The sequence below is a fragment of the Chitinophaga sp. 180180018-3 genome (genome assembly GCF_037893185.1).
Lineage (GTDB): Bacteria > Bacteroidota > Bacteroidia > Chitinophagales > Chitinophagaceae > Chitinophaga.
This window is the reverse complement of sequence record NZ_CP140772.1, coordinates 2,035,207-2,050,004: the sequence shown is the minus strand read 5'-3', so window position 1 is coordinate 2,050,004 and position 14,798 is coordinate 2,035,207. Positions and strand designations below refer to the sequence as shown.

Genomic DNA, 14,798 nt, shown 5'->3' with positions numbered 1-14,798 from the left:
ATTATTACCTTTCTGGCAGAGCATTGCTGTGCGTGTAGTACCCGTGAAAGGCCAACACTTTTTCATCTGATTTTTTGGAACCCGGGAATTCATCAATCAAACAACTGTAACTGTTAATAGTACAACGATTTAGCAACAGATATTCCATGACCATCAAAACAACTGTAACAGCCATAATTAAAAACGACCAACAGGAACAAATCAGCAGCGTTTAAGTTTTGTTTTTCCAATCACGTATTCACACACTCACTTATTCATTACTATGAAGCAATCATTCACTGGAAAATTATGCTTTCTGATGATCTTCCTATGCTCAGTTTGCAGCACTGCGCTGGCGCAGAGGATCCTCACAGGAAAAGTAACGGGCGCGGCTGATGGGGCCGGTCTGCCCGGGGTTAATGTTACCGTGCCCGGCACAGGCAGCGGTACTGCCACCGATTCAAAAGGGAATTACCGCCTTTCTTTACCGGACGGTGCTAAATCGGTTTATTTCTCATTTATCGGGTTTGAACCACAAACTATCACCATTGGCGACAAAACCGTTATCAATGTATCGTTGGGAGAAACGGCCAAAGGGCTTGGCGAAGTAGTGGTAGTAGGTTACGGCGTGCAGACCCGCCGCGATGTAACGGGCACCATTGCATCCGTTAAAGGGGCCGATATTAAGAACCTGCCGGTATCGGATCCTGCTCAGGCCATACAGGGAAGGGTTTCAGGCGTCGACATCGTTCGTTCCGATGCAGCTCCCGGTAGTGCTCCGGATATACGTATCCGTGGTACAGGTACAATCAACAATGCATCGCCACTTGTTATCATCGATGGAGTACCTGCTGGTGGCCTTTCTGACGTAAGTCCTAATGATATCGCCTCCATGGAAGTACTGAAAGATGCATCATCTTCCGCTATCTATGGTACACGGGCAGCCAATGGTGTTATCATCATTACCACTAAAAGAGGTAACTATGGTGAAAAGCTGAAAGGATCCATCAACGTATACCGTGGCGTCAGCAACGTGACCCGTTATGTTCCGCTGCTCACTGCGCCGGATCTGGTGAAACTGAAGCAGGAACGTTACACCAACGATGGTGTGGCCATTGAGCCGATCTGGAAGGATCCGTATTATGCCACCCAGCGTACCGACTGGCAGCGCGCCTTGTTCCGCTCCGGTAATGTGACCAATGTGGATGCAAGCTTACGCGGAGGCAACCAGACCTCTAACTATATGCTCAGCGCAGGATATTATAATGAGAATGGTATCATCACTAATTCTTATTTCAAAAGATATAATGTACGTATCAACTCAGAACATAAACTTGGCAAAAGGGTTAAAATCGGAGAAAATCTGCAGTTGACTTATCGCCAGAACAGTGGCCCGGACACTTATTCATCACAAACAGGACTTATATTCAGCGCGCTTCGCTTCAACCCTGCCATTCCGGTATACAATCCTGATGGCAGCTATGGCAGCTCCAAAGCCAGCAATGAACTGGGCGATATCAATAACCCCGTGTATACTGCCAACACTACCGACACATGGACAAAGACTTACCGTATGCTGGCCAGTGTGTATGCAGAAGTGGAAATCATGGATGGCCTCACACTTCGTGGTAACTATGGGTTCGATGGTAGTCTTGCCAACCAATACAGCTTCGTGCCTAAAGTGCTGGATCAAACCAGAACACGTGATCATGCGGAACTGTTTAACAAAAATGAATCCTTCAATAACCAGCTGGGTGAAGTATTTCTGACTTATAACAAGATCCTCGGCAAGATACATCACGTTACCCTTACCGGTGGTTATTCCCAGCAAACCTATAATGGTTCTTACTTCCGGGGCGACCGTTGGGGCTATAATGATGAATCGCCCGACCAGCGTGTACTGAGTAACGGTAATGATATACATGATGCGCAGGGAAATTATTACAATGCCAATGCCATTGCCTCCGGCTTTGTGAGAGGTTTCTATGGGTTCAAAGACAAATACCTGCTTACCGTCACCTTCCGTGCAGATGGATCTTCCAAATTTGCTCCGGGCCAGCGTTGGGGATATTTCCCGGCATTCTCGGCAGGATGGCGTATTTCGGACGAAGCCTTCTTCAAGGAAAATGTAAAGGCAGTAAGCAACCTGAAAATCACAGGAGGCTGGGGACAGCTCGGTAATCAGAACGTAACTGAGTTTCAGTATCTCGCCCCTATTATCAAAGACCGTCGTTATAACTTTGGCGAAAACCCGTATACTGGCGTATGGAACTCCAGCCTGCCTAACCCCGATATCACCTGGGAAAAAGCTGAGATGACCAATATCAGCCTGGAAGCAGGTTTCCTCCAGAACAGGCTGAATGCCACCATTACCTGGTTTAATAAGAACACCCGCGACATGCTGGTGCCTGCACCGGAAATGGATCTGCATGGTACTTCTGCTATTCCTGACCGGAACATCGGCCAGCTGAACAACAAAGGATGGGAAGTGGAAGTGAACTACCAGGGCGGCGAAGGCGCATTCCGTTACAACATTGGCGCTAATGCCTCTTTCATTAAAAACAGGGTAACAAAGTTATATGATCCCAACTCTTATATCGGCTCAACCGCTTATGGCCGTCAGGGACAGGAAATTTCCCGTACTTATGTAGGACAGCCACTGGCTTCATTCTACGGCTGGAAAACCAATGGTATATATCAGACACAGGATGATATCAATAAAGATCCGAACATTGCCAACGATCCGAACAAGGATAAGATCCGTCCGGGTGATGTGCGCTTTGTGGATACCAACGGCGATGGCGTGATTGATGATAAAGACCGTGTGAACCTCGGCAGTCCGAATCCTAAAATGGTATACGGCATACAGGCAGGCGCCAGCTGGAAAGGTTTTGACCTGAGCCTGTCGTTCGCAGGTGTAAGCGGCGTAAAGCTCTATAACGCAGATAAAATGCAGGGTATGGATGCCAACTATCCGTACAATATGTATGCAGATGCGCTGAACCGCTGGCATGGCGCTGGTACCAGCAATTCAGTACCAAGAATGACATTGAGCAACGACAATCAGAACAACCGTACCTCCGACCGGTTTGTAGAAAGCGGCGATTATTTCTCTCTGAGGAATGCATCACTGGGCTATACCATTCCATCTAAAGTTTGGGGTCATAGCGGTATATCAGAGCTGCACGTATATGTGGCCGCGCAAAACCTGTTTATGCTGACCAGTTATTCCGGTCTGACTCCGGTATTCGGATACAACAACGGCACCCCCGATGGTAACCGCCAGCGTGGTGTAGACGTAGCTGCTTATCCGCAGGCGAGGACCTTTACTTTTGGTGCAACCCTTAACTTCTAAACCCGACAACCATGCAACAGATCAAAAATATATTGTTAGCATCTGCGCTGATGTTTGCCTCCTGCAAAAGCGTGCTTGATGTGCAGCCGAAAGGTTATTACACCTCCGGCAACTACTGGAGGAATCAGAGTGATGCCGTAGATGGCGTAACTGGTATCTATAACATTTTGCTGGAAGAAGATTACACCGGCTTCAATGAATTTGTGTTCGATAACTGTTCAGACGACCAGGTAAGAGGCGGTGATCATGACTATGATGCAGCTATAGAAGCCTTTACTTATGATCCATCTACCTACAGTGTAAGAGTGGGCTGGCGATGGAAATATGAAACCATCAACCGTGCTAATAACGTACTGATCTATGTTCCTAAAATAACAGATATAGATCCGGCTATTAAAAACCGTTGTTTGGGAGAAGCACATTTCTTCCGTGCTTTCGCCTACTGGCGTTTGTTGCTTGTTTATGGAGATGCGCCGATGGTAACAGAAGACGATGTATTGAAAGCGAATTACACCAAGCCTAAAGTACCAGCCGATCAACTTCGCGCGCAGATAGAAAGCGACCTGCTGGCAGCAGCCGATCAGCTGCCGGAGAGCTATGGCAGTAGCGACAAAGGCCGTGTAAGCAAGGGAACTGCCTGGGCATTACTTTGCAAGCTGTACATGAACTGGGAAAAAATGGATAAGGCCATTGAGTTCGGCAGCAAAGTAACTACCAATGCCAATTATGCACTGGCACCTAATTACGCAGACAACTTCAAAGTAGCTACCGGTAATAATTCCGAGATGCTGCTGGCCGTGCAAACAGTGGATGGCAATGGTTACTCTGATTTCATTACCTATCATGCCCCACGTAACTGGAATGGCTGGAGCTTCTTCTACCCTACCAAAGGGCTGGTAGATGAATTCGAAGCCGGCGATCCCCGCAAGAATATCTGTATCATGCAGCCCGGAGATCAGGTAGATATAGGAACAGGTATTGCAACTTATAAGGCAGATGCGTCCTGGAGCGGATACCACTATAAAAAGTTCTGTGCATGGAAACCATCAGGCGGTCTTGATTACTCGCTTAAAACGCCGCTAATGCGTTCTGCAGATATTTATCTGCTGGTAGCAGAAGCGAAGATCAGGAGCAAAGGCGCAGGAGCCGGCGATGCAGAAATCAATGCTGTTCGCCGCAGAGCCTCTGCCACATTAGCTCCGGTAGCCAATGCCGGCATGAAAGAACTCATGCACGAGCGCCGTGTAGAGCTCTGCGGAGAAAACGAACGCCACCAGGATCTGATCCGTTGGGATAAAGCCAAACTGGTTGATATCGCTTCCATCTACAGCATGCCCAAACTTGCCTATGATGGTAGTGTCATCGCCAGAGGTGGTACAGGCCGTAAGTTCAACCGTCCCAAGCACTATTATTTCCCAATGCCACAGCAGGAAATAGACAGGAGTAAGGGCGTGTTGGTGCAGAACCCGAATTTCTAGAATTAAGAATTGAGAATATAGAATTAAGAAAGAGAGCGGAGATAGTAAACGCGGATTAAATATTCACGTTTACTATCTCCGCTCTCTTTCTTAATTCTATATTCTCAATTCTTAATTATCAGCTGTTATTTAGTAGAAAACCTATACACGGTTGTTTCCTTAAACGTCTCACCTGGTTTCAGGATAGCAGACGGGAAGGATGGCTGATTCGGAGAATCAGGGAAGTGTTGGGTTTCGAGGCAAAGCGCAGCGTGCTGAACGTATTTTTGCCCGTTACGTGTATTCGTAAGCGTGCCGTCCAGGAAGTTGCCGGTGTAGAACTGGATACCTGGCTGGGTGGTAAGCACTTCCATTACACGACCGCTGGTGGGATCGTATACAGTAGCGACTTTGCGTAACTCGCCGGATGCCCCGTCGGCGATGAAGTTGTGATCATAGCCACCTTTTACCTTGTCGATATCAGCACCTATTTTTTTGCCGGTGGTGAAATCCATCGGTGTTCCTTTTACAGGATCCTGTTTACCGGTAGGAATGAGTTTATCATTCACCGGAGTGTACTTGCCGGCGTTCAGCGTCAGCTCATGTCCGAGAATGGTGCTGTCTTTACCGGCAGACAGATTGAAATAGGAGTGATTGGTCAGGTTTACCGGAGTTGGCTTAGTGCTGGCAGCTTCATAATAGATCTTCAGTGCGTTGTCTGAAGTCAGCGTGTAGGTTACTTTAGCAGTAAGCTGACCGGGATATCCTTCTTCCCCATCTTTGCTTACATACGATAATGTTACAGACGTGTCGGTTGGCGCCTGTTCAGTTGCCCATACCACTTTGTCGAAACCTTTCAGACCACCGTGCAGCGTGTTGCCGTGATCGTTAGCCGCCAGCGTGTATTCCTTACCGTCGAGCTTAAATTTTGCGTTGGCGATACGGTTGGCGTAGCGGCCTACCAGGGCGCCAAAGTAGGGTTGGCCTTTCTGGCGGTAGCCGGACAAGGAATCGTACGACAATACTACGTTACCTTTCTGCCCGTTCTTATCGGGAGTGATGATGTCGGTAATAATGCCGCCATAGTTGAGGAATTTCACCTCCATTCCGTTTGCGTTCCTGAGTGTGTACTGCAAAACGTCCTGTCCATCTGCATTACCGAAGTTAGCCGGTTTGGCAGAAGAAGGGCTTGTTGCTGCAGTTTCCGTGGAATCTTTGTTCTCATGCTTCGCGGACTTCCCATTGTTGCAGGATGCCAACAGGGAACCGCCTGAGATCAAAAGCGCTGTGAGCGCCTTAGTGTTCATAGCCATAACGTTTTTGGGTATTGTGTGAAAAAAGAGTCATTAAATATCGGGATATTCCTGTTAAAGGCAAACATTTTCTTCCCAGCTTAACATTTTACAATTCATTCACAATTGGGCGGTTTGCGGCCTTATACTGTCTTTTCATAAAAAATGGCTGCAGAAACGGGTTCTGCAGCCGGTGATCAACTGGGCAGCACAGGTTATTTCCTGATTTTCACGCGGATAACGTAAAACGACCAGGGTGCTATTTCGGCCTGTATTGCCTTTCCTTTCACATCTATACTCTTTTCCACGGGATATATATATGAAGGCTGATCCAATGAGTTGACGGCCTGGAGGTTGTTGCTCCTCAACACCGTTTGAGTGGCTTTACCGGCCCATCCTTTTATGCCATTCACAGCAATAGTAACGGGTTTCGGGCTGGCAGCGGCATTGATAATTTTCAGCACCAGTTCTCCTTTCGGATCATCTACTACCGCGGAAGCATATACGCTGTCCTGCCCGGCAACTGGCTTATCGTTATTCAGGAGAGGTACAACAGCGGTGCCTTTATTACGGGCATATAGTTGTTGTACATAATAATTGGGAGTGCCGTAAGCGCGCAGGTTATCGAACCAGATAAGATCAGGCGCCCATTGCCATCCGTCTACATGTGCGAGCAGCGGCGCATAGGAGGCCATCACCACCACATCCGCATTGCGTTCCAGGCCTGTCATGAAAGCGGCTTCTGCCAGTGCGCATTGCCAGATATTCTTATTATCAGCATTGCCCACTCCTTTAGCATGGGCAGCATATTCGCCAGCGAAGATCTTCGGTCCTTTCCGGTCGTAGTGATCATAACGCGATGCATTTTTCAGGAACCATTCCGGAGAGCTGTAATAGTGTTCGTCGAGGATATCGGCGCCAGTTTTCCGGAGGGTATCGTTGAGGAAATTGAATAATTCCCCGCCGGGGTATGGCCCAACACTGTTTACCAGCCTGATTTCCGGGTGCTTTGTTTTAATAGCCTTTGCAAAAACCGTGTAGCGTTCAATATATTGTGGTCCCCATTGTTCGTTTCCTACGCCCATCATACGAAGATTAAAAGGAGCCGGATGTCCCATTTTAGCCCGCAGTGCTCCCCATTTCGTACTTACGTCGCCGTTAGCGAATTCGATGAGGTCGAGTGCATCCTGTACGTATGGATCCAGTTCATTCAGGGCTACCACTTCCCCACTATTGAATTGGCAGGCCATGCCACAGTTAAGGATGGGCAAGGGAGAAGCGCCGATATCTTCCGCCAGCTGGAAGTATTCAAAAAAGCCCAGGCCGAACGACTGGTAATAATCAGGCGTAGCGCGATGCGCGAACTCATTATTCCAGCGGTTCATGATGACGGTGCGTTCGTTTACGTCGCCCACGGTTTTCTTCCACTGGTAGCGGTTCTGCAGCTCCCTGCCTTCCACTATGCAGCCTCCCGGAAAGCGGAGGAATCCCGGATGGAGATCCGCCAGCAGCTGTACCAGGTCGGCCCGCAAACCGTTACTGCGCTGTTTCCAGGTATGTTGGGGAAAGAGCGAAATCATATCTGCGTCAATAACGCCGGGGCCGCTGAAACTTATCCGCAGCTTAGCCTTAGGTGTAGTGGCAGTGGCGGTAAAGCTGGCCTTATACTGTTGCCAGTCGCGCCCTTCGGCGGTGATGGCAGCACCTCCAATTTCATGACCGGTACTGTCTATCAGGGTAGCCGTGATTTTCACCGGTATAGTTCCCTGTTGGCGGGCGTAGAGGGAGAAATTATACTGTTCTCCTTCTTTTATACCCATTCCGCGAAAGCCTTCGTTGTCGATAGCAAAACTACGTGTGCCCGTTACTGTTATCCTCGCAAAGCGGGGGTTGGCAGGATGGGTTTCCTGACGGTTTACGATCAGGATCTGCCCGTTGCGGTTCACATCTTCCGGTATCTCCCAGCCCATCAACGGCCAGTTGAATTCAAACGATCGATTCTTCACCAGTTCTGCATAAATGCCTCCGTCGGCGCTGAGGTTAATATCTTCAAAGAATATTCCCCACATGTTGGGCGACACCGGCGCTTTCACCTCATTGACTTTTACAACGAGATTCAGTGGTTGCTGTGCAACTAACGATGTAGTGCATACGCCCATTAATACAGACAACAGTGTTCTTTTAATCATTTTAATTGTCAATTTAACAATTATATTATTCTAAATAAAAAAAGTGCTCTTATGGAACACATCTCCCGCTACTGTCAAACGTTAACTGTAATGTAACTAAATTAAGCTAACTTTTTAAATATTCTTAATCCCGTCAGCGGATATTCTTCTGCAATACGTGAGGATCAGGTACAAAGTTGAGGAATGCATGAAAATTGGCGTTATACTTCTTACGATCCACTTTATAATAGAAGGCTCCTTTCTTTGAGCTCAACTTATCTTTATCGGCAAGCTTCACGAGTAATTTGGTAGAAAGGATTTTACGGCTGAAATTTCCTTTGTCAAAGGAAGTATTATAAACGGATTCATAGAGGTGCTGCAGTTGCGGGATAGTGAATTTCCCTGGCAGCAGTTCCAGCAACAATGGATGCAATGCGGCTTTGTAACGCAGCTTTTCCTTGGCCAGGTCTACCATTGCTTTGTGATCGAAGATCAGATCGGGATGGTGATTGATGGGAAACCACACTGCATGGAAATCTTCATCCAGCTGTTGCTTATATTTCTGAATATCTATCAACGCGGAGTAGGCAACAGAAATGGTACGTTCCACACTATCACGATCGGGAGCGCTGAAGGTATGCAATTGCTCCATGTACAGGCCATCAAGTCCGGTCAGGTTACGCAATATGCGACTGGCAGCACCTTCCGCGCTTTCATCCATCTGCACAAACCCTCCTACCAGGCTCCACTTTCCTTTACAAGGCTCAAAGCCGCGCTGAATAAGTAATAATTTCAATTCCTGTCCGTCGAATCCGAAAATGATACAGTCTACGGCAAATAATAACCTGGTTTGTTGCGAATATCTTTTCAAGCTGTCAATTTATTATAGATGAACCCTGAAGAGTTGTTATAAAGATAATCATCCTTTACCATCTCTTCAGGGTTATGCGTCACCAGAACCGTATATACAGCGCTGAAAGGAGCAAGAGGGTTACTACGATTAATACGGTTGTAGCCGGACTGATCCTGAACATTCCCTTATCGAATACAAATGCTTTGGGATTTACTTTAGGACCGGCAAGGCTGATCAGGATCATCACGATCATGGTAAACATAAAGGCGAGGCCCATACAGATCAGGAAAGGAATCTCGTAACCGCCTTTGCCATTCGGATAGGCAGTATAGAAGATCGTTTCATGCCCGGTTACTGCCGGTGCAAACTGGTTGAAGAATACACAGAGGGTAAACCCGGTGATGATACCAGCTACGGCAGCCGCGCCGGTAGTGCGTTTCCAGAACATGCCCAGCAGGAACATGGCAAACACACCCGGACTGATAAACCCGGTGTATTTCTGAATAAAAGTAAATCCACCTGCACCGCCAATACCCAGCAGATCGTTCCAGGTAAAGAGGATGGCCAGTAACATGGCACCTACCACCGTAATGCGGCCTATCCAAACCAGGCGGGATTCGTCAGCTTCTTTGCTGATGTATCTATGATAAATATCCAGCGTGAAGATGGTAGAGATGCTGTTGGCCTTACCTGCGAGCGATGCAACGATAGCAGCTGTGAGAGCCGCGATGGAAAGTCCTTTCAGACCGGAAGGGAGGAAGCCAAGTATGGCAGCATAAGCGCCATCTTTGTTCTCAAGTCCGGGCAGGTGACCATTCTTATGCAGCACATAAGCAGCGATACCTGGCAGCATCACAATAACAGGCATCATGATCTTCAGCAAGCCTGCGAAGAGAATACCTGTACGCGCTGTTTGCAAATTAGCTCCCAGTGCGCGTTGTGTGATATACTGATTACATCCCCAGTAGTTGAGATTCACGATCCACTGTCCGGCTGCATACATCAGGATACCTGGTAACACGAGATACTTATTGATATATTCCTGAGAAGAAGCGGCGGTGGGTTTAGCCAGAATCATATGAAAATGATCGGGGGCATCTTTCATCAATGCATTAAATCCGGCAATGGCATCGTGTCCTAATCCGAATTGCTCACTCACCAGGGTGAGGGCCATATAGGTAGTGGCAAGTCCGCCTATGATCAGTACACTCACCTGTATTACATCTGTATAACCAATCACCTTCATACCACCGAGGGTAATAAACACAGCAAAAATGGACAATGCAATCATTACCACATGCAGGTACTGACCGCCTAAAAGGCCGTTAATAGCCAGTGCTCCGAGGTATAAGATAGAGGTCAGATTAACGAATACATACAGGAAGAGCCAGAAAACGGCCATGATCAGCGCCACTGTTTCATTATACCGCGTTTTCAGGAACTGCGGCATCGTGTATATTTTATTTTTCAGGTAGATGGGAATAAACCACACGGCGATGATGATCAGCGCAATGGCGGCAATCCATTCATAGGCGGCAACGGCCAGTCCTACGAAGAAGCCATCCCCGCTCATACCGATAAACTGTTCGGCGGAGATGTTGGAGGCGATAAGAGAAGCTCCGATGGCCCACCAGGTGAGGGAGCCTTCCGCGAGGAAAAAATCTTTTGTATCCGTGGACGATTTTTTCTTTTTCCTGTAAATCCAGTAACCATAAATGGAAACGATCAGGAAGTAAGTGATAAAAACGAGGACATCTAGCATATCAGCTGTTGGCTTTTAGCGGTTAGCCGTATAGCCGGCTCCGGGGCCGGCTATACGAAGTTTAATAGCTTGCATCATTCCATCTGAGTTCATTTCTGAACTCGCGCAGATCGGTGTTTTTGCCGATAAGCGCGAGCTCTATACCGGCGATATCTGCAAAGTCCTGCATATGAACAGCCGTGAGGTTCTGGCTGTAGCAGGTATGATGGGCGCCACCGGCGAGTATCCAGGCGGTGCAGCCCTTCTTCATGTCGGGGTATGGCTTCCAGAGCACGCGGGCTACCGGCAGCTTTGGTAAATCCTTTGGGGGGGCTACTGCTTCCACTTCATTTACGAGCAGGCGAAAACGGTTGCCCATATCTACGACGGAAGCGTTGATAGCTGGTCCTGCGGCGGCGTTGAACACGAGGCGTACCGGATCGGCCTTACCGCCGATGCCCAGCGGATGCTTTTCGCAGGATGGTTTTCCGTTGGCGATGGATTCACATATTTCCAGCATGTGAGAGCCCAGTACCAGTGGGTTGGCAGGATCGAAGTGGTAGGTATAGTCTTCCATGAAAGAGTTACCACCGGGAAGTCCGCTGCCCATTACTTTCATGGCTCTTACCAGGGCAGCAGTTTTCCAGTCGCCTTCCCCGGCAAAGCCGTAACCTGCTTTCATCAGGCGTTGTACAGCAATCCCTGGGAGCTGCACCATGCCGTGCAGGTCTTCAAAGGTATCGGAGAAGCCTTTGAAATTACCGGTTTCCAGAAATAATTTGAGGCCCAGTTCAATTCTGGCAGCATCTTTCAGGGCAGGATCTTTTAATAAGGCTGCTGATATCGTATAGGCGTCTGCGTATTCTGCCACCAGTGTATCCACTTCTTTATCTGAAATGGCGTTGATCACCTGTACCAGATCACCGATCCCGTGGGTATTGCAGGAGAAGCCCAGTGCAGCTTCCGCTTCTACCTTATCGCCGTCGGTCACGGCTACGTAGCGCATGTTATCTCCGAAACGAACAAAGCGGGCGCCCTGCCAGTCGTGCCAGCCTGCGGCCACTCTGGCCCATCCCCCCAGTTCTTCCAGTACTTCCGGATCCTGCCAGTGCCCGGTGACTACTTTGCGGTTAATACGCATGCGGCTCATCATGAATCCGAACTCGCGGTCGCCGTGAGCGCTCTGGTTCAGGTTCATGAAGTCCATGTCTATCTCTCCCCAGGGAATGTCTCTGTTATATTGGGTATGCAGGTGGCAAATTGGTTTAGACAAGGCTTTGAGCCCACGTATCCACATTTTGGCCGGTGAAAAGGTATGCATCCAGGTTATCACACCGATGCAATTGGGAGCTGCATTAGCTTCCATGCACACTGCATATATTTCTTCCGGGGTTTTCACCACCGGTTTGTATATAACGCTAACGGGTATACGGCTATCGTTGTGTAACGATGTTGCTATTTCCTGGCTGTGCGCTGCCACCTGTCTGAGCGTTTCCTCGCCGTAAAGATGCTGGCTACCGGTTACAAACCAGACCTCTAATTTTTTAAGTTGAATCATGTTGTATTGGTTTATTGTCCGTAGTATGAACCGGGACCGTGTTTACGTTCAAAGTGTTTTTTTATCAGCGCATCTTTCAGTCGTGGCGCATTTTTATTGAGCAGTTCGGTCAGGTATGCCATATGTGCTACTGATTCCAGTACCGCGCTGTTATACACCGCTTTGGCCGGGGTTTTAGCCCATGTAAACGGAGCGTGGTTGCCAACCAGGATCATCTCTACATCTTCGTAAGAGAGGCTTCTGCGGGCCAGTTCATTCATGATCTGGAATCCTGTTTCATACTCATATTGCCCGGCTATCATCTCATCGCTCATTGGAGGTGCACAGGGAATATCTACGGTATTATGGTCCGCATGAGTGGTACCGTAGATGGGTATATCACGAAGACTTTGTGCCCAGGCCGTAGCGTAGGTAGAATGTGTATGTACAATTCCACCTATATGCTCCCAGTGTTTATAGAGTACAGCATGTGTTTGTGTATCAGAAGAAGGGCGCAATGGCCCTTCTACTGTTTTCCCTTCATAATCCACTATCACCATTTTCTCAGGAGATAGTTCATTGTATGGCACCCCGCTTGGTTTGATGGCAAAAACACCCAGGCTGCGGTCAGCGGCGCTAACGTTGCCGAAGGTGAAGAGTACCAGGCCCAGCGCAGGTAACTGCATATTAGCTTCGTATGCTTCCTGCCGGATATGTTGATATCGTTGCATAGAGAGATCAGTCGACGTTTAGAGTAGAAGTAAATGCCCCCAGTGCCTTATACCGCTGATACCTGTTTTCGTATATCCCGGCCCGTTGTACATCGGGGTAATAAGTTATTTCAAAGCCCTGTCCCATCTGATCCATTGCCAGTTCTACCTTTTCGAACAGGCCGGCAGCGGTGGCGGCGAACATGGCGGCACCCAGTGCGCAGGTCTGTTCAGAGCGATGTATGCGGATCGGCATATTCATTACATCTGCCATCATCTGCATAATAAAGGGAGACTTCTTCGCCACACCTCCGATACCAATCAGACCTTTAACAGGTACGCCTTCCCGTTCAAAGCGTTCTACAATCGATTTAGCGCCAAAGCAGGTTGATTCTGCAACGGCGCGGAAAAGGCGCGGAGCGTCGGTAGCCAGGTTAAGGCCGGTTAAGGTGCCTTTCAGCGACTGGTCAGCATCCGGCGTACGACGGCCATTCAGCCAGTCGATCCCCAGTTCACTGTTTTCATCCGGCGTAATCAGGGCAGCTTGTTGAGCAAGGCTGGTAAGTAAACGGCTGGTAGTGTCTTTTACCAGTCGATCGGCGGTGGCCGCATCTACCAGTTCGGACGAAGGCAGTACATGCTTCAGTGGCCAGGATAACACATTCGTAAACCAGGCGTAGGCATCTCCAAATGCTGATTGCCCGGCTTCCATGCCCATCATGCCCGGTATCACGGAACCTGGCACCTGCCCGCATATACCTCTTACCAGCTTATGTTTCATTTCTTCCAGGGGCGCTACCAGCATATCGCAGGTAGAAGTACCCATTACCTTGCTGAGGTGATAGGGCTCTATTTGTCCGCCTACGGCGCCCATATGCGCATCGAAAGCCCCCACTCCTATCACTACGCTGACAGGTAGTCCCAGTCGTTCGGCCCATTCCGGGCACAGGGTACCTACCGCTTCTGAAGCAGTGTATGTAGTAGAAAAAAGCCGCTGGGTAAATCCCTGTAACAGCGGGTCTATTGCCGAAAAGAATGCATCCGGTGGCAGCCCTCCGAACTCAGCAGCATATAATGCCTTATGTCCGGCACTGCAAACGCCGCGTTTCAGCTGGCTGGCATGCCGGCCTCCGGAGAGGAGAAAGGGTATCCAATCGCAATGCTCCACCCACGACCAGGTGGCTTTTCTAACGGCCTCGTCTGCACGAAGTATATGCAGTAGTTTTGCCCAGAACCATTCAGAGGAATAGATCCCTCCTACAAATCTCAGGTAGTTTTCCGGTAAACCCGCCGCGGTAGCATTTATGGCAGCAGCCTCTTTAATAGCAGTATGATCTTTCCAAAGTACGAACATGGCATTGGGATTGTTCTCAAAGCCAGGAGTCAGTGCCAGGGGAGTTCCTGTTTCATCCACAGCAACCGGTGTAGATCCGGTGGTATCCACGGAAATGGCCCTGACGGCTGCCGTAACTACCGGCCCGGCCTGTTGCAGGCATTGCCGGATGGAAGCTTCCAGTCCTTCTATGTAATCGAGTGGATGTTGCCGGAAGCGGCTCTGTGCTGCATTGCAATAAAGCCCGTCTTTCCAGCGGGGATAATGAAATACCGACGATGCTATTTCCGCGCCATTCCGCACATCTGCAATAACAGACCTGACAGAGTCGGTGCCAAAGTCCACACCAATGACATATGCTTCTTTCATATTT

General features: G+C 48.8%; 9 protein-coding genes. 2 read left to right on the top strand and 7 right to left on the bottom strand.

Annotated elements, in window-relative coordinates:
* Positions 1-298 precede the first annotated feature (298 nt).
* Together UNH61_RS08340 and UNH61_RS08335 are read left to right on the top strand one after the other, a co-directional pair.
* The gene (locus UNH61_RS08340) at positions 299-3,334 is read left to right on the top strand and encodes a TonB-dependent receptor (protein ID WP_326991622.1); all 3,036 of its coding nucleotides are present in this window, start codon (positions 299-301) and stop codon (positions 3,332-3,334) included.
* Between the two features lie 11 nt (positions 3,335-3,345).
* A complete protein-coding gene (locus UNH61_RS08335; protein ID WP_326991621.1) occupies positions 3,346-4,812 on the top strand; it encodes a RagB/SusD family nutrient uptake outer membrane protein in 1,467 nt (488 codons plus the stop codon).
* Between the two features lie 125 nt (positions 4,813-4,937).
* Here UNH61_RS08335 and UNH61_RS08330 read toward each other — a convergent pair whose 3' ends face one another.
* The 7 genes from UNH61_RS08330 to UNH61_RS08300 form a co-directional block, all read right to left on the bottom strand.
* On the bottom strand, positions 4,938-6,098 hold the full coding sequence (locus UNH61_RS08330) for an aldose epimerase family protein (protein ID WP_326991620.1): 1,161 nt from the start codon (positions 6,096-6,098) through the stop codon (positions 4,938-4,940).
* Positions 6,099-6,298: 200 nt separating this feature from the next.
* Positions 6,299-8,272 carry an alpha-L-arabinofuranosidase C-terminal domain-containing protein gene (locus UNH61_RS08325; RefSeq protein ID WP_326991619.1) on the bottom strand — a complete coding sequence of 658 codons (1,974 nt, stop codon included), beginning with the start codon at positions 8,270-8,272 and terminating at the stop codon, positions 6,299-6,301.
* 133 nt (positions 8,273-8,405) lie between these two features.
* A complete protein-coding gene (locus tag UNH61_RS08320) occupies positions 8,406-9,122 on the bottom strand; it encodes an NUDIX hydrolase (RefSeq protein ID WP_326991618.1) in 717 nt (238 codons plus the stop codon).
* 79 nt (positions 9,123-9,201) lie between these two features.
* Complete coding sequence (locus UNH61_RS08315) at positions 9,202-10,866, bottom strand: sodium/solute symporter (RefSeq protein ID WP_326991617.1); 1,665 nt, start codon at positions 10,864-10,866, stop codon at positions 9,202-9,204.
* Between the two features lie 61 nt (positions 10,867-10,927).
* A complete protein-coding gene (araA, locus tag UNH61_RS08310; protein ID WP_326991616.1) occupies positions 10,928-12,403 on the bottom strand; it encodes an L-arabinose isomerase in 1,476 nt (491 codons plus the stop codon).
* An 11-nt stretch (positions 12,404-12,414) separates the two neighbouring features.
* A complete protein-coding gene (gene araD, locus UNH61_RS08305; protein ID WP_326991615.1) occupies positions 12,415-13,113 on the bottom strand; it encodes an L-ribulose-5-phosphate 4-epimerase AraD in 699 nt (232 codons plus the stop codon).
* A 7-nt stretch (positions 13,114-13,120) separates the two neighbouring features.
* The gene (locus UNH61_RS08300) at positions 13,121-14,794 is read right to left on the bottom strand and encodes a ribulokinase (RefSeq protein WP_326991614.1); all 1,674 of its coding nucleotides are present in this window, start codon (positions 14,792-14,794) and stop codon (positions 13,121-13,123) included.
* Positions 14,795-14,798: the final 4 nt, after the last annotated feature.

What these genes read in the sequence shown, in the direction of transcription:
- araD (WP_326991615.1), bottom strand. Translation starts at nt 13,113, where the DNA reads ATGCAACGATATCAACATATCCGGCAGGAAGCATACGAAGCTAATATG.
- UNH61_RS08325 (WP_326991619.1), bottom strand. Translation starts at nt 8,272, where the DNA reads ATGATTAAAAGAACACTGTTGTCTGTATTAATGGGCGTATGCACTACA.
- UNH61_RS08330 (WP_326991620.1), bottom strand. Translation starts at nt 6,098, where the DNA reads ATGAACACTAAGGCGCTCACAGCGCTTTTGATCTCAGGCGGTTCCCTG.
- araA (WP_326991616.1), bottom strand. Translation starts at nt 12,403, where the DNA reads ATGATTCAACTTAAAAAATTAGAGGTCTGGTTTGTAACCGGTAGCCAG.
- UNH61_RS08335 (WP_326991621.1), top strand. Translation starts at nt 3,346, where the DNA reads ATGCAACAGATCAAAAATATATTGTTAGCATCTGCGCTGATGTTTGCC.
- UNH61_RS08340 (WP_326991622.1), top strand. Translation starts at nt 299, where the DNA reads ATGATCTTCCTATGCTCAGTTTGCAGCACTGCGCTGGCGCAGAGGATC.
- UNH61_RS08315 (WP_326991617.1), bottom strand. Translation starts at nt 10,866, where the DNA reads ATGCTAGATGTCCTCGTTTTTATCACTTACTTCCTGATCGTTTCCATT.
- UNH61_RS08300 (WP_326991614.1), bottom strand. Translation starts at nt 14,794, where the DNA reads ATGAAAGAAGCATATGTCATTGGTGTGGACTTTGGCACCGACTCTGTC.